This window comes from Muribaculum sp. NM65_B17 (assembly GCF_004793735.1).
GTDB classification, from domain to species: domain Bacteria; phylum Bacteroidota; class Bacteroidia; order Bacteroidales; family Muribaculaceae; genus Muribaculum; species Muribaculum gordoncarteri.
The window spans coordinates 166103-182219 of sequence record NZ_SRYY01000001.1; the positions used below are offsets into that span (position 1 = coordinate 166103).

The 16117-nt window shown below is 50.9% G+C and carries 17 protein-coding genes; 8 read left to right on the forward strand and 9 right to left on the reverse strand.

Going from position 1 to position 16117, the window contains the following annotated elements; all coding sequences use genetic code 11:
- Window positions 1-26: 26 nt before the first annotated feature.
- From E5354_RS00770 to E5354_RS00785, 4 genes are all read right to left on the reverse strand, one after another.
- On the reverse strand, window positions 27-815 hold the full coding sequence (locus tag E5354_RS00770) for a nitrilase-related carbon-nitrogen hydrolase (RefSeq protein WP_246863703.1): 789 nt from the start codon (window positions 813-815) through the stop codon (window positions 27-29).
- Complete coding sequence (locus E5354_RS00775) at window positions 808-1359, reverse strand: 1-acyl-sn-glycerol-3-phosphate acyltransferase (RefSeq protein WP_135946077.1); 552 nt, start codon at window positions 1357-1359, stop codon at window positions 808-810. The genes E5354_RS00770 and E5354_RS00775 overlap by 8 nt, the downstream gene beginning before the upstream one ends.
- Window positions 1360-1392: 33 nt before the next feature.
- Window positions 1393-1755, reverse strand: coding sequence for a hypothetical protein (locus E5354_RS00780; RefSeq protein ID WP_123395907.1), 363 nt, complete (start codon window positions 1753-1755; stop codon window positions 1393-1395).
- 105 nt (window positions 1756-1860) lie between these two features.
- Window positions 1861-2337 (reverse strand): energy transducer TonB, encoded by a 477-nt coding sequence (locus E5354_RS00785; protein WP_168353787.1) that lies wholly within the window; start codon window positions 2335-2337, stop codon window positions 1861-1863.
- Between the two features lie 161 nt (window positions 2338-2498).
- Between E5354_RS00785 and porQ the strand changes: the two genes are divergently transcribed.
- The 7 genes from porQ (at window position 2499) to E5354_RS00820 (ending at window position 7723) form a co-directional block, all read left to right on the forward strand.
- Window positions 2499-3503, forward strand: a complete 1005-nt coding sequence (gene porQ / locus E5354_RS00790; RefSeq protein WP_135946078.1) for a type IX secretion system protein PorQ — start codon at window positions 2499-2501, stop codon at window positions 3501-3503.
- 82 nt (window positions 3504-3585) lie between these two features.
- Window positions 3586-4284 carry a (d)CMP kinase gene (gene cmk / locus E5354_RS00795; RefSeq protein WP_123395905.1) on the forward strand — a complete coding sequence of 233 codons (699 nt, stop codon included), beginning with the start codon at window positions 3586-3588 and terminating at the stop codon, window positions 4282-4284.
- Window positions 4285-4288: 4 nt separating this feature from the next.
- Window positions 4289-5155, forward strand: coding sequence for a 4-hydroxy-3-methylbut-2-enyl diphosphate reductase (locus E5354_RS00800; protein WP_135946079.1), 867 nt, complete (start codon window positions 4289-4291; stop codon window positions 5153-5155).
- Window positions 5148-5666 carry a 3'-5' exonuclease gene (locus tag E5354_RS00805; protein WP_135946080.1) on the forward strand — a complete coding sequence of 173 codons (519 nt, stop codon included), beginning with the start codon at window positions 5148-5150 and terminating at the stop codon, window positions 5664-5666. Before E5354_RS00800 ends, E5354_RS00805 begins: the two co-directional genes overlap by 8 nt.
- Window positions 5663-5968: a hypothetical protein gene (locus tag E5354_RS00810; RefSeq protein WP_135946081.1), complete on the forward strand. Its 306-nt coding sequence runs from the start codon at window positions 5663-5665 to the stop codon at window positions 5966-5968. Before E5354_RS00805 ends, E5354_RS00810 begins: the two co-directional genes overlap by 4 nt.
- Window positions 5969-5990: 22 nt before the next feature.
- The gene (locus E5354_RS00815) at window positions 5991-6956 is read left to right on the forward strand and encodes a polyprenyl synthetase family protein (RefSeq protein WP_246863704.1); all 966 of its coding nucleotides are present in this window, start codon (window positions 5991-5993) and stop codon (window positions 6954-6956) included.
- The gene (locus E5354_RS00820; protein WP_246863705.1) at window positions 6953-7723 is read left to right on the forward strand and encodes a TatD family hydrolase; all 771 of its coding nucleotides are present in this window, start codon (window positions 6953-6955) and stop codon (window positions 7721-7723) included. The genes E5354_RS00815 and E5354_RS00820 overlap by 4 nt, the downstream gene beginning before the upstream one ends.
- 75 nt (window positions 7724-7798) lie before the next feature.
- Here the strand turns inward: E5354_RS00820 and dnaJ are convergent, their stop codons facing one another.
- The 5 genes from dnaJ to E5354_RS00845 form a co-directional block, all read right to left on the reverse strand.
- Window positions 7799-8965 carry a molecular chaperone DnaJ gene (dnaJ, locus tag E5354_RS00825; RefSeq protein WP_135946083.1) on the reverse strand — a complete coding sequence of 389 codons (1167 nt, stop codon included), beginning with the start codon at window positions 8963-8965 and terminating at the stop codon, window positions 7799-7801.
- A 19-nt stretch (window positions 8966-8984) separates the two neighbouring features.
- A complete protein-coding gene (gene grpE, locus E5354_RS00830; protein WP_135946084.1) occupies window positions 8985-9590 on the reverse strand; it encodes a nucleotide exchange factor GrpE in 606 nt (201 codons plus the stop codon).
- Between the two features lie 133 nt (window positions 9591-9723).
- Window positions 9724-10557, reverse strand: a complete 834-nt coding sequence (ispE, locus tag E5354_RS00835; protein WP_135946085.1) for a 4-(cytidine 5'-diphospho)-2-C-methyl-D-erythritol kinase — start codon at window positions 10555-10557, stop codon at window positions 9724-9726.
- A gap of 11 nt (window positions 10558-10568) precedes the next feature.
- On the reverse strand, window positions 10569-11138 hold the full coding sequence (locus E5354_RS00840) for a hypothetical protein (protein WP_135946086.1): 570 nt from the start codon (window positions 11136-11138) through the stop codon (window positions 10569-10571).
- Window positions 11135-13573 carry a thiol protease/hemagglutinin PrtT gene (locus tag E5354_RS00845; RefSeq protein WP_135946087.1) on the reverse strand — a complete coding sequence of 813 codons (2439 nt, stop codon included), beginning with the start codon at window positions 13571-13573 and terminating at the stop codon, window positions 11135-11137. The genes E5354_RS00840 and E5354_RS00845 overlap by 4 nt, the downstream gene beginning before the upstream one ends.
- A gap of 206 nt (window positions 13574-13779) precedes the next feature.
- Between E5354_RS00845 and E5354_RS00850 the strand changes: the two genes are divergently transcribed.
- Window positions 13780-15855 (forward strand): glycoside hydrolase 43 family protein, encoded by a 2076-nt coding sequence (locus E5354_RS00850; protein WP_135946088.1) that lies wholly within the window; start codon window positions 13780-13782, stop codon window positions 15853-15855.
- Window positions 15856-16117 lie beyond the last annotated feature (262 nt).

Here is a 16117-nt window from a genome sequence, read left to right on the forward strand (position 1 = left end):
ACTTTTTGTCTTATATCTATAACGATTCAGAGCAACTCAAAGTTGTCACCTTCAAGATAAACGGGAAATTTATTGCGGAATCCGACGAGCGATTCCATTGACAGCTGTGCCTCAACGGCTACAGGAGTGACATCAGTTTCAATGTTACGGCCTTTCGGTTCGATTATGTGAGATGTGCCGGAGTAGACTCCGAATTTGTCGGAACCCGAGCGGTTGCATCCTATGACATAGGCTTGATTTTCGATGGCCCTTGCTATGAGCAGCTGCTCCCAGGCGTAGGCGCGCGAGTCGGGCCAGTTGGCCATTACGATAAGGAGGTCGTAGGCTTTGCCCCGGTTGCGGAGCCACACCGGGAAGCGGAGGTCGAAGCAAACGGCAAAGGCCACATTCCATCCTCTGAAGGTCACTACGGGCATCGCGCTTGAGCCTCGCGTGTAGACAGAGTCCTCGCCACTCATGGTGAACAGATGGTGCTTGTCGTAGAATGTTTCCTCGCCTGACGGAGTGATGAAGAATGCACGGTTGAATATACGGTCGTTGTCGCGGGCGATGAAGCTTCCGCATATCGCGGCATCATATTGGCGTGACCATTTGCGCACCATCTCCATTGTCGTGCCGTCCATGGGCTCGGCCAAGCGACAGGCCGCATCCTTGTCGCATAAGAATCCGGTGGAGAACATCTCGGGCAGCACGATGATGTCGACATCGCCCGGCAGTGCCGACAGTTCCTTGTCGACAGCCTTGAGGTTGCTTGCGGGATCGCCCCACACAATGTCGTGTTGCAGTGCTGATGCTTTCAGTGACTCCTTAATCATTTTCGTCGGCGGTTATGAATTTCTCGGGATATTTGGCGTGAAATTTACTGTAGAACTTTTTTATGGCTTTCATGTCGTTGTCGACATTGCCGGTGGGAGTGAATTCGGTTGTTATTTCAATTTTTTTCAATTTGTAATCGATGGCTCCGAGAAGTAATGGCACTTTCGCGTCGTGGGCTATGTAGAGGAATCCTTTTCTCCATTTGGCCGTTCCTTTGCGGGTGCCTTCGGGCGTTATGGCTATGGCCATTCGCTGTGAGGCGTTGAATTTTTCGACAATTGATTCGGTGAGCGCACTTCCTCGTTTGCGAGGTACGGCGATGCCTCCTATAGCTCGGAAAAAGTAGCCGAGAGACCATTTGAACCATTGTTCCTTCATCAGGAATCCGGCTCGTCGGCCTACCGACAGATAGGCGAGTTCACCGAGTATGAAGTCCCAGTTGCTTGTGTGCGGAGCTACACATATTAAGCACTTGGGGTAGTCGGGTGTGGTGATTTCCACCTTCCACCCGAATACCTTAAGCAGCCATTTCGACAGATTCATTGTCGAGATAATTTGTGAGTTGAAGTTGATGCGTTATTTTTCAGCGCGAGCCTTATTGGCGGCTTTCTGCTGCTCGCCAAGCGATGAGTTCATGCGGGCAATGATGTCGTCTACGCCCTTCTTGAAGTCGTCGTTAAGTTTCTTGTAGGCTGTCTTGTAATATTTTGCGCGGGCTTTCTTGTATTCGTGACGCGAATCGAAGCTCTTTTCGGTTTTGTCAAATGAGAAGCTTACATTGTCAATTGACACATACTGAAGGTCGGCTATGTCAAAGAATATATCGGTCATTTTCTTGCGGTCGATTCCGGGTACAAGATCACGAGCTATAAGACATTCTCCGGCCAAGTCGCCGCATGCGGCTTTGATGGCTTTTTTCAAATTGCGTTTGTTTGCCATGTCATTTTTAGGTTTGAGTGAATAATATTCCGCTAATATAGCAATAATTTGAATTTATTGCGGCATATTGTTGAAATAAAAAATCACAAATATTGTGCGACAGGCTTATAGCCTGAATGTTATTGGCATTATGCAGTAAACGGGCACGGGGGTTCCGTCGACGCGTCCGGCATTCCATTTGGGCATTGAGTTCAGTACTCTCACAGCTTCGCGGTCAAGCGACGGCTCGATGCTTTTCAATACGTTGATGTGGGTTATTTCACCATCGGGCTGGACTATGAATGAGCACAAAACACGTCCGTGTATGCCGTTGTTGAATGCTTCGGTGGGATATTTGCGTGATGAATTTATAAAGTGTACAAGCGCATTTGTTCCGCCGGGAAATGTGGGCTGTTCGTCGACCCATTCGCAACTCCAGGCCTCGACGACTTCGCTGCTTATGACCATGTCGGGACGCATTTCCGTTATGGCAAGTGACTGCTCGGTGGTATGCACAACCATTCGTAACATCTGAGCCTGAAGCGGAACTATCGAGATGATGAATATTATCAGTGGTATGATTCTTTTCAGGTTGAATTTCATATATGTGATTGAATTGTGTATGCAAATATATGCAGGTGTCATCATAATTGCAAATGGCATTACAATAATTAGCATTTGTTTAGCTATGTTTCAGTTTTGTTTGCAATTTAAATGTAAGGGTGGGCAATATGGCGTTATGGGGTTACGTTAATATTAACGTTATGAAGCGTAACGTGATTGCATTTATCGTAGCGATACTTTCGGCTGTCAACGCATCGGCATTTGACGATGTGTCAACGGCCTACAGCTTTCTTGACATAACATCGTCGAGCCATGTCTACGGACTTGGCGGCGTGAATGTATCGCTTATCGATGACGATATAAACATCGTGGAGCAGAATCCCGCTTTGCTTGGCCCTGAACTGGGAAGCCAGCTTGGAGTCAACTATATGCGTTATATAGGGTCGTCCAACTTTGCAGGGGTGAAGTACGGACATTCGGCCGGAACTCATGGCGCATGGGCGGCGTCAATGCAATATTTCGGCTACGGCGAGATGAAATCGACCGATGTCACGGGCAGCGTCACAGGCACGTTCAACCCCAAGGATATATGCTTTTCGGTGACCTACAGCCACGACATAACGACCGCTTTGCGAGGCGGCGTAACGCTTAAAGGCGTATATTCTGACTATGAAGCATATTCGGCCTTTGCACTTGCCGTCGACCTCGGACTGAACTACTATGACGGCGACAATGACATGTCGCTGTCGCTTGTCGTCACCAATCTCGGCGGACAGCTGAAGCGTTTCAACGAGGTTTACGAGCGGCTTCCTGTAGATGTGAGAATAGGCTGGAGCCAGGGGTTGCACGGCCTGCCATTCAGGCTGTCGGTAACGGCCTGGAATCTTACGCGATGGCATCTCCCTTACTATGACACAGGCGACGGCACAGGCCACGATAGCGTTGAACTCAAGGACTCGTTCATGTCCAATCTTTTGCGTCACCTCGTCTTTGCCGGAGAGTATGAACCTAACGAGAACTTCTACATAGGCATCGGCTACAACTATAAGACGCGCACCGACATGAACACCTATTCGCGCAATTTCTTTTCGGGATTTTCAATAGGCTTGGGAATCCGCGTGCGTCAGTTCGGCATAGGTGCCGCTCTGGCTCAGCCCCATGTGGGAGCGATGACATTCATGTTCAACCTTGCCATGCGCCTGTAGACGATTGCATGACCGTTCACTTTTTTTGAATCTTACAGCTTTTTATCTTATCTTTGTCACATATAACAAAATATGCAGATATATGTCCAATGACAAAATTATAATTGCCATCGACGGATACTCTTCGTCGGGCAAAAGTTCCATGGCACGTGCGCTTGCCTCGGCTATAGGTTATCGTTACATCGATTCGGGAGCCATGTACAGGGCTGTGACATTATGGGCCATGCGTCATGGAATGGTCAATGACGGCACTGTCGATGTCGACAATCTTGTAGCAGCCCTTCCTGAAATAAAAATAGACTTCAAGCCGATGCCCGACGGGTCGCAGCGTACCATGCTGTGCGGTGAGGATGTAGAGGATGAGATAAGGCGGTTGAACGTTTCAAACAATGTGTCGCAGGTGTCGGTGATTCCGGCTGTGCGTCACAGTCTTGTCGCCATGCAGCAGGCTCTCGGTGAAGGCAAGGGAATAGTCATGGACGGACGTGACATAGGAACTACGGTGTTTCCCGATGCCGAGATGAAGGTGTTTGTCGACGCATCGGCCCAGACTCGTGCCCAGCGTCGCTTCTCCGAGTTGGTAGAAAAAGGCTTGCAGGTATCCTATGAGGAGGTGCTTGCCAATGTGGTGCATCGTGATCACATTGACGAAACCCGTGAGGAGAGTCCGCTACGCAAGGCCGATGATGCAGTTTCGCTCGATAACTCCGAGATGACCATAGAGCAGCAGAACAAGTGGCTGCTCGACCTGTATAATCGCATACTTGCTCAAAAAGGCTGATAGAATGCGAATCGAGATAGACCGTGATTCGGGATTCTGTAACGGTGTGGTCAGCGCCATCCGTAAAGCCGAGGATGAGCTTGACGGAGCCGGAAAGCTCTATTGTCTTGGCGACATTGTGCACAACAGTGACGAGGTGGAGCGATTGCGGAAGCGCGGACTTGTCACGATAACTCACGATGACCTGAAGTCGCTTCACGGAGTGAAGGTGTTGCTGAGGGCCCACGGTGAACCTCCGTCGACCTACAAGCTCGCCCAGGGCAACGACATAAACATAATCGACGCAACCTGTCCGGTGGTGCTTCACCTGCAGCGCCGCATAAAGGCTTCCTACGACAATCGCAAGCCGGGTGAGCAGATTGTGATATACGGCAAGAGAGGTCATGCCGAGGTGAACGGACTTGTGGGACAGACTAACGGCGAGGCTATCGTGGTGGAGGATCTTGACGGCCTTGACCGGCTTGACTATACCAAGGATATAATATTGTATTCGCAGACCACCAAGTCGCTTCATGGCCTGTCGGACATGATTGCCGAGATTGAGCGACGCAAGAGCCCTGAAACTTCATTCAGATATTACGACACGATATGCCGACAGGTGGCCAACCGTGTTCCGCAGTTGCGCAAATTTGCCTCGGAACATGAGGTGATCCTGTTTGTTACCGGCAAGAAGAGTAGCAACGGACGCATACTTTACGGTGAATGTCATGATGTCAACCCCCGCACTTATGCCATAACCAATCCCGATGAGATAGATGCCCGATGGCTTGACGGCATCGAGTCGATAGGTATATGCGGAGCCACTTCGACTCCGCGATGGCTCATGGAAACCGTAAAGGAACGTGTAAAGGAGTTGTGCCCCAATGGATAATTTCATCGCCATAGATGTGGAAACGGCCAACAATCAGCCGTCGAGCATTTGTGCCATCGGGGCTGTAAAGGTTGTCGACGGTGTTATAGCCGATCGGTTCTATCAGCTTGTAAAGCCTGAACCTGAGTGGTATATACGACATTTCTCGGAAGAGATTCACGGGATATTTCCCGAGGACACACGCGATGCTCCCACATTTGACCGAGTGTGGATGTCGATGCTCGAGCATTTCGGCATTGCGGGTAATTGGGACAATGCCGTGTTTGTGGCGCATAACAAGGCTTTTGACGAGCGCTGTCTTAGAGCCGCATTCAAGGTCTATGGCATGACATGGCCTGACAATCCTTTCGGATGCACTCTGCAGAAAGCCCGCCGCACGATACCGCGACAACTTGTGGGGAGCTATTCGCTTCCTTACGTGTGTGAATTTATGGGAATACCTTTTTATAACCATCACAACGCTTTGGCCGACGCCGAGGCTTGTGCTAAAATAGCTATGACATTGTTATGAGGATTTTACTGTTTGCATCATTGACTGTGGCGATGACTCTTGCAGCATGCTCATCGGAGGAGTCGCGAATAAAGGAGGCTGCCCGGCAGCTTGGGAAAAACGATGCCCGAGAACTTGTCGATGACGCTTCGTCGTTGTCCAATATGGAATTAGAAGGGCGTGTGCTTGAAATAAGAGCCAAAGAGTCGACCTATCGTGAGGATGGCTATGAAAAGGCGGCCGATGCCTATGTCGACGCATTTGAGGACGGTATGTTGGAATACAGCGACTCGCTTGCACGAGTAATGATGATTAAACGTTGAAAACGACAATAAAACGATGCTTATGAAGACTTCAGCTGAGTATATCGATAGCATAAACAGGCTTATCGCCGGGATTCCTTATCCTGAAGAGCCCCACGGCTTGTATGAACCTATAGCTTACACTCTTGATTGCGGAGGCAAGCGGTTGCGCCCGATGTTGCTGCTTGCTTCATGTGACGCGGTGGGCGGCAAAATGGAGCGAGCCGTTAACCAGGCGTTGGGAATCGAGATGTTTCACAACTTCACCTTGCTTCATGACGATGTGATGGACCGTGCCGACAAGCGTCGTGGAAAGCCTACCGTGCATTGTAAATGGAACGAGGCCACTGCAATACTGTCGGGCGACGCAATGTTGACCATGGCGTCGCAGCTTATGGGGTCGGGTTGTAACGACAAGCTGAGCGAAGTGCTTGACTTGTTTCACGGAACGGCCATGGAGATTTACGAGGGACAGCAGGATGACATGGACTTTGAAAGCCGCGACGATGTCACGGTGGCCGAATACATCGAGATGATAAGACTCAAGACCTCGGTGCTGCTCGGATGCGCCTGCAGACTCGGAGCATTGATGGGAGGAGCCGACATTGAGGTTCAGGAGGCTCTTTACCGTTATGGAATATCACTTGGCCTCGCTTTCCAGTTGCAGGACGACTGGCTTGACACCTACGGCGACCCCGAGGTATTCGGCAAGAATATAGGCGGCGACATAATGAACGACAAAAAGACATTCCTGCTGATAACGGCCATCAACAAGTCGGATGGCGCCCGTCGTGAGGAGTTGCTGTCGATGCTGGGTAGTCGCAGTGACGACAAGGTGGAGCGTGTAAAGGCCATCTACGATGCCTTGAACGTGGGCGATGAGTGCCGTGAGCTGATTGAACGTTATGCCGCCGATGCCGTGTCGGAGCTTGACAAGGCAGGTCTTGACGGTGATGCCCGTGAATTTTTCGTCAACATAGCCAAAGCATCGCTTACACGCCGTTCATGATAGTAGACACTCACACACATCTGTATCTTTCCGAATTTGAGCATCCCGACGATGCAGTGACGCGTGCGCTCGAAGCCGGAGTGGAGCACATGTTGTTTCCTAATGTCGATGTAGGCACGATTGAGCCTATGAAGAGTCTTCATGCGCGATTTCCCCGTGTCACCTCAATGGCCATGGGACTGCATCCCACCGAGGTGAACGAAAATTGGCGGGAGGCTCTCGACCTTGTTGAGCGTGAGCTTGACTCGGGTACGCCTTATGTAGCCGTAGGAGAGGTGGGGATGGATCTCTACTGGGACAAGACATTCCGGGCCGAGCAGCGGGAGGTGTTTGCCCGTCAGGTCGATTGGGCTGCGAGCCGCGACTTGCCGGTGATAATACATTGCCGTGACGGACTGGACGATACGCTCGATGTGCTTGCTTCGGCCAAGCAATTGCCCAAGGCGGTGTTTCACAGCTTTGGCGGAACCGCTGAGGATGTCGAGCGAATAAGGGAAATAGGCGATTTCTATTTCGGAATAAACGGTATTGTAACGTTTAAGAATTCCAAGCTGCGTGATGTGTTGCCTGTTATCGGCCTTGATAGGACAGTGCTTGAAACTGATGCTCCTTATCTCGCTCCGGTGCCTCACCGTGGAAAGCGTAACGAGTCGGCATTTATAATCCATACCGCCGCCCATGTGGCATCGGCGCTTCAATTGTCGATTGAAGAGGTGTCGGATGTGACAAGCAACAACGCAAAGACAATTTTCAATCTTGACATCTGACTGTCACGACTACATGAAATAACAAAGCTCCGCACCAATTACGATGCGGAGCTTTGTCGTTTATTTAGAGTGTTTTTATTCAAATATGTGGCGCAATTTGCTGAATATGCGTTTCTTTACCGAGTCGGTGGGCTTGATGTTGGCCGAATCGCGCAGGCTTTCTATAGCTGCTTTCTCCTTGTCGTTGAGGTTTTCAGGTATATATACCATTATGTTGACAAGCAGGTCGCCTGTGCCGTAGCCTTCGGTCGAAGGAAGTCCCTTGCCGCGTAGTCGCAATACCTTTCCGGGCTGTGTGCCGGCCGGAATTTTCACTCTTGCTCGGCCCGTTATTGTAGGTATCTCTACTGCACCACCGAGAGCTGCGGTGGGTATGTCGAGCATGAGATTGTATATAAGGTCGTTTCCGTCACGAATCAAGTCAGGATGCGGTTCCTCTTCAATTACTACAAGCAGGTCGCCGTTTATGCCTCCGTTGCGTGCCGCATTTCCTTTTCCCTTGAGCGAAAGAGTCATTCCGTCGGTTACGCCTGCGGGTATGCTGAACGAAACGACTTCCTCCTGACGCACAATGCCCTCGCCGTTGCAATATTGACACTTCTGGGTGATTGTCTTGCCCTCGCCGTTACATTCGGGACAGGTGGCTGTCGACTGCATTGGGCCGAGGAATGTCTGTTGCACGTGGTCGATTACTCCTGAACCGTGGCAGCGTGTACATGTCTGGAATGCGGTGCCGTCCTTGGCTCCTGTTCCGGAGCAGTGCTGACATTGTACATAACGGGGAATTTTCAGTTTCTTGGTCACTCCTTCCGATATCTCCTGAAGGGTCAGCTTCACCTTTATGCGCAGGTCGCTGCCCTTAGGCTGACGACGGCGGCGAGCTCCGCCGGTAGCCGATCCGAATCCACCGAATCCACCAAATCCGCCACCTCCGAATATGTCGCCGAAGTTGGCGAAAATATCCTCCATCGACATTCCGCCGGCGTGGAATCCTCCACCACCTCCGCCGAATCCCGAAGGCCCCATGTTGTGTCCCCACTGGTCATATTTTGCACGCTTGTCGGGATCGCTCAATACATCGTAGGCTTCGGCAGCTTCCTTGAATTTCTCCTCGGCTTCCTTGTCGCCGGGATTCTTGTCGGGGTGATACTTCAGCGCCAGCTTACGGTAAGCTTTTTTAAGCTCATCGGCGGTGGCGTTTTTCTGTACACCGAGTATTTCGTAATAATCTCGTTTTTCCATAAGTCAGGTAGCTTTAATGTTATTGTCCTACGACTACTTTAGCATGACGAAGCACCTTTCCGTTGAGGGTGTAGCCCTTCTGGATGGTGTCTATTACTTTGCCTTTCTGCGACTCATCGTCGGTGGGGAATGTTGTTACCGCTTCGTGAATTTCAGTGTCGAATTCATTACCGGCATCTGAAGCAATGGGCTTTACGCCGTTCTGGTCAAGATATTTTACAAATTTATTGTAGATAAGCTCGATGCCGTCCTTAATGGCTTCGGCGTCGGAGGTTTCCTTCATGGCCTGAATCGAACGCTCAAGGTCGTCAACAACGGGGAGTATTCCACGCATTGCATTTTCGCCTCCGTTCTTTATGAGCTCGCTCTTCTCCTTGAGAGTGCGCTTGCGGAAGTTGTCAAATTCAGCCATCAGGAAGAGATACTCCTTTTTCTCCTTTTCGAGCTGAGCCTTTGTGTCGGCAAGCTCTTTTTCAAGAGCTTCTTCCTTGGTGAGTTCTTCCTGAGCCATCTCCTTGGCGGCTTCGGCGTCGACCTCTTCGGGGGTAGCTTCTACATCGTTTATTTCGATATCGTCATTCCTGACTTCCTCAGGATGGTTGACCTTGTTATGATTTTTGCTCATATCTCGTAATGATTTTATTGATTTCAGTTAGCTGTAATGTTGAGTGCAAAAACATTGCCAAAAATGCACGTTTTTGCACATTATCTATAAAATCATAACAACTTTAGGCTTGGAACGTTCATTTTAAAGGCTGTTAAACGAGTGGCGAACAATGTATGTCACATCCTGTGAAGAGTCGGTTGAGTTCATCTGCCAATATGTCACCACGTGATGCAGGAAACAGGCCGAACACCGAGGCTCCAGAGCCGCTCATCGACGCATAGACGGCACCGAGGTCGTATAGCATCGATTTTACCTCGCTTATTTCGGGGTGGGAGGGGAATATCGACTCCTCAAAGTCGTTGGCAACGTTGTCGCGCCACGATTCAACGGGCATGGCCAGCGCCATGTCGAGTGGCATCGACGGCAGTCGCGGAGTGACTCCCGAGTAGGCCTCGCGTGTCGACACTGAAGTATGAGGCTTGACAATTGCGATGCAATAGTCGCTCAGATCGATGTCGGCGGGAGTGAATATGTCGCCTATGCCGGCTGCGAGCATCGGTGTGTTGTAGATGAAGAAGGGACAATCGGCTCCTACGGTCGACGCTATGGCGGCAAGACGCTCCTTGGGCAGCTTGAGTTGCAGCAGCTCGTTGAGGCCGAGCAGGGTGAACGCCGCATCGGCACTACCGCCGCCAAGTCCGGCTCCGTCGGGAATCACCTTGTGCAGATAGATGTCGACCGGCGGGAGAGGGATAACGCTGTCGAGCGCCCTGTAGGCTTTCATCACAAGGTTCTTTTCGGGCTCACATTCTACTTTTCGGCCTGTCACGGTCAGAGTGATGGTGTCGCCGTGAGCGGGCACGATTTCGAGTATGTCACGCCACTTTACCGGATAAAAGCAAGTCGACAGGTCGTGATAGCCGTCGTCGCGGCGACGCGTTATGTACAGACCCAGATTGATCTTGGCATTGGGAAACAGTATCATGTCGCAGTGTATTATTCTTGCAGGTGATATACTTGCGGGGCCATGAGGACTTTGCAGCCGGGAAGGCCTTCGCGTATGAGGTTGTTGCAACGGGCGGTGTCGGAGGCAGTCTGCGATGTCGTCATCGGAAGCTCCACTATCTCGGTCACCTTGGCTCCGGGTATTATCGACTTTATGAGCTGTGACGCATCGGGGGCTGTTGATAGTGCCGAGTATCGGCTGTAGGTGTAGGAGGTGAATGCCGTAGTGGGGCTTATCCCCCGGCGGTCGAGGAGATAGCCATCAGCAAGGGGCAGGGGAGCTGATGCATTGCTGATGTCGCTCGGGGCGGGATAGGATATGAGTTGACTGCCGTCGGCGTTCATCGTCACGGGTACATTGTCGTTGTAATTGCCATTGGTCTTGTAGATGTGGGCTTTGGGCATAACGCCCGCCTGAGAGGGTGATGACATTGCGTTTTTGTGTTGGGCTGAAACTGAGGGGATGGGCGCGTTGTCGCGTCCATCCCTTTTTGTTGTCGAGCAGTTGACGGTCAGTAATGCCAATGCTATTACTACCGACTTGACTGTAAGATGTTTCATTGCTTTATAAGCCGTTTGGTGATTGTCTTGTTGCCGGCGACTATTCTCACTATGTAGATGCCCTGGGGCAGTGACGATACATTGAGATCGATTGATGTCGACGAGCCGTGGACCGCCTGATTCATTGTCTGTGAGCCGTTGAGTGTGAAGAGTTCTACCGAGGTTATGGGGCTGTCGGCGCTTATTATAACATTGTCGACGGCCGGGTTGGGGTAGAGGGTGCATCCTCCGTCATCGGTTATGTCGTCGATGCCGAGAGGCTTGGCAAGGGTGAATGACACCTTTGTGCGTGTGAGCTGGGTGCTGTTCTGGAACAGATAGGCCAGATAGGTCGAGCCTACGGTTCCGTTGAGGAATGAACCTGTGGCTGTGAATGTCACGGTTTCACCCGCCTTGGCTGTGATGGGGTCGGTGTTGAATGCCGCTACCGAAGAGTTGCTGCCGCTTGCAAATAGGGCCACTGTGAGTACATTGTTGAAAAAACCTGATTTGCAGGTCAATGAACCGGTGAATCGAATGTCGTTCATCGGCACTGAACTTGCGTTTTCATTGGCAAGCTTGAAGTCATTGATGGTTATTTCAGTTGATGCGGTGCTGAACTCTACCTGAAGTCGGTCGCTTATTATTTCGCCGTCCGATGACATGAGTACAAGGTCGTAAGTTCCGGCCATGATTTTGTCGGTAAATTTTGACGTATAGTTCAGCTTCATCGTTTCGTTGGCGGGAACATCGAGCAGCATGCTCTCAGCTTGGGCGAGAACGTTATTGGTTCCGGTGCGCAGAAGCGCTGCCGATATGAAGTCGTAATATTCGCGTCCGCGGTTTTCGACATTGGCTGTGATTGTGAATGTGGTGTTATAGAACAACGGCGTTTCGAGCTTCATGTCGCTGATCGTGAAGTCGCTTGCGATGTCAGGCTCCGAGAACGAGAGGGTGGCCGGTGTTGCCGTGAGGTTGAGATAGGGGGTGTTGTATATCGGCATCAACACATCGTGCCATGTCTTGGTTTCTTCTATATATACGGCAGGATAAACTTTATAGGATCCGGTGACGGTTATCTGGTTGGAATTTATCTCGTAAGTGGAGTAACCGTAACCTGCTTCCATGGAGTTTTTATAATTGTTCGATTTTATATATGAGGCATTGCCTGATGCATTGACCAGCTTGAGGCCGTATACCACGTTATAGGTTTCGGTGCTGTAGTTGTAGAATCCGGTGAAGGTGAGAGCGGTGTTGGTGTTTCGTGACGATGAAACAGGAGTCACAGCCCAGTTTTCGGACATGTAAAATATTACAGGAGCCTTTGAGCCTTCCTCGGCTTTCTTTATCCCTATTATGGCACCTTGCATGTAGTTGAATCCGCTTACTCCACCGCCTGTGCCCTGGCTGCCCGGGTCGAGAGCCGTGAGCTTGAAATATCCGTCGCTCATGCCGCTCCATCCCCAGTTGATGTGGAAATATCCGTCGCGGTATCCGTCACACACAAATTCGTGTCCCACCTGGTCGTCTTGACCTAAATTGGATACACCGTCGTAGAGAATCGGGCGGGCGGCTGCGAGTTCATTGTACATAAGTTCTTCCCATTGGTTGATGCCGTAGCAATCGCGATGCAGATAAGCAATGCCCTTGTCATAACCGAAATAGGTTGTAAGAGCCAATGGAATCTTTGATGACTGCGCTCCGCTGGCACCGGTGCCGTAGCCCATGTCGACGCTAACGCCGCAGTGATACATCAGTTTTGCTACAGCGTCATTTTGGGCGGTAGTGCTTGTCGAAGTGTACTCGTCGAGCATGTTGGCCCAGTCGTAGGTAGTGTTGAAACTTGCCGAAAGAGTTTTCTTTTCGCCCGATTCGGTAGTCCAGGTGTAGGAGTGCGAGCCGGTGCCTCTTGTAGGCCATTCATGGTACTTCATCACCTGGGCCATGGCAGTTGCCACGCAGCCGGTATAAGTGCGGGTCGACCCAACGAGTGGACATTTGTTATTGTAAGGCGCTCCTTGATCCCACTTTGTCTTCACGAGCGGAGCCACTTCGGCGCGCGACGACGATGAGCCTGCCTCGTAGCGGATTCCGCGTGCCGAAGCCCAAGCTATCTGTCGCTGGTAGCCTTCAATCCATGCCTTGAGGTTGTCGGGCATGTTGCGTGGATCGAAATCTCCCTTGTCGGTATATCCAAGCAATGGAGCTGCGCAGTCGTCGGCCGACACTATCATATATCCGTCGCCGGCCGATGCGTTGAATATGTACAGGTCGGCATTGTCGTCGGTCTTGGCCGTGTAGACCAAATTTGACATCCGCGTCATGTCGACGGCTCTTGATTGAGGTCCTGCGGCCGTCCTGACACGGGCGAGCGCCTGCTCGGGGGTTAATTGCTCGGCTTGACAGTAGCCGGCAGTGATGATTGCGGAGAATAGAAGGAGTAAAGATTTCTTCATACGGTGGCTTTAATTGTTATTCTGCAAAAATAGTTAAATTATGATATTTTTGCTAATCATATTCTATAAATATTAATGATAAATGAAGATGGTGGCATAATTATATAATTTTACTTAATATATTGGACTCATTTGGCGATTAGTGACTATATTTGCACATAATACCTATTTACGAAGAAGACAGTTCTAATATCCTTATTTATTTTATGAAGAAGACAGTTCTAATTATTGCACTCCTGATTTCGGCTATCGGTGCATTCGCCCAGACCAAATCATGGACGGCCGACAATGGCAACGGCACATTTACCAATCCTTTGATGTACGATGAATTTTCCGACCCTGACATATTGCGCGTGGGCGATGACTACTACCTTGTAGGCACTACGATGCACACTGTTCCCGGACTTGTGATACTTCACTCGCGCGACCTTGTAAACTGGGAGAATGTGGCTTACTGCTTCGACCGGTTTGACTTTGACGACGATGCATTTTCGCTTAAGAATGGAAAAGAGATTTACGGACAGGGTATATGGGCGCCTTGCATCCGCTATCATGACGGCAAGTTCTACATCTACTCCAATGTCAACGGCAAGGGGCTTCAGTGCTTTGTCAGCGACAAGATCGAGGGTCCGTGGAAGCACATTAACATGAACGGTCGCATCTACGACCTCAGCGTCCTCTTTGACGATGACGGCAAGATATATGCTATACACGGCTACGGTGAGGTGAAGTGCACCGAGCTGAAGCCCGACATGAGCGGCCCGATTGAAGAAACCGAGCGCGTAATCATCCCCGAAGGCAGTGCTGTGGGCGAAGGCCATCATATTTACAAGATTGACGGAATGTACTATCTTATATCAACCGACTATGTTCCCAACGGACGCACACTCTGTTCGCGCTCCAAGAACATCTGGGGACCCTATGAAACCTGTGTGATAACGGCCGATGAAACATTCGGTTACCACGCTTCGCCCATGACCGAGATTAAGGGTCGCATCATGCCCGACGGATATCCCGTGAGCATCACGCCTCCCGATCCCGACAAGGTGAGGGCTTCCAACATTCATCAGGGCGGCATCGTGTCGACTCCCGACGGTCAGTGGTGGGCACTGCTCATGATGGACTTCCACTCGCTGGGACGCACCGTGACTTTGGCTCCTATCACCTGGAAGGACGGATGGCCTATGCTTGGCCTTGAGGGAAATCTCGGTCGCTCGCCCCGCACATGGCTGAAGCCCAACACTCCCTATCGCGACACCGAAGTGCCTCATGCTCCCTACGAGCGCAGCGACAACTTTGATGGAAAGACCCTTGCCCGTGTGTGGCAGTGGAATCACAATCCCGATGACAAGATGTGGAGCCTCACCGGCGGTAAGCTCCGATTGCGCACAATGCCTGCCGACCAGCTGATGTGGGCCCGCAACACTCTCACCCAGCGTGCAATAGGCCCCGAGTCAATAACCACTGTAGAACTTGATGTGAAGAATCTTAAGGACGGTGATGTGTGCGGACTCGGCAACATAAACGTTCCATGCTCATGGGCCGGAATTGTCAAGGATGGCAAGACGCTCACATTGCGTTGGTTTGAGCAGCTCGACAACGACACTATCGACACTCCAGTCGTGCTTCCCGACAACCGTATATGGTTGCGATTTGTAGGTGATTTCGACAACGATAAGGGACACTATGCCTACTCACTTGACGGAAAAGAGTTTCATCAGCTTGGACGCGAAATGACTTTGAGCTATCAGCTTATCACATTCCAGGGCGCACGCCTGTCGCTGTTTGCATTCAATAAGCTTGGAAAGAACGGTGGATATGCCGAGTTTGACAACTTTACCGTGGAGGAACCCAAGGCCGACCGCACCGGTTACATCCCGTTTGGCAAGACCTTCCGCATAATAAACGTGGCCACCGGTCTTCCGATGCACGCCACACCCCACGGACTCATGTATGACACGGCTGCCGACAATGATTCGCCGCAGACCCGCTTCCGTGTCATCGACCGTGGAAACGGAAAGGTGATTCTGCAGTGTGCCGATGGTCGTTACGTGTTCTCCTCCGGATTCGGTTTGCCGGGTGATGTTCGTTTGACCAACGATATAAATCTTGCCGAAGAGTTCATGTGGCAGGACTATCTCAACCGTGAATTCATGCTCATGTCGATGCGCAATCACCGTTATATAGGCAAGAGCCCCACAACCGGAAGCCCCTATTCGATGGACTACACCGGAGCCGATCCAGCCCGCCGCAACGGTGCTGTTCTTCGCTGGGAAGAATAAACGATAGAATTTTAACCTGATATGAAAGACTGCCGATGAGGATTCCCTTCGCCGGCAGTCTTTTGTTTATATATGCACTCTCCACCATGACCTCACGCTACACGCACCTAAAGGCGCGTTTGCATGAGGCTAACCCTATTGAGCAGCTACGCAGCTCTCGCGCTAACGCGGGGATTTGCTGATGAAGATAAGGGGGTGGAGGGCAATATTACATCCTGCTCATTTGTTACATACGAAACATAACGCTCCATCCCCACTCCGA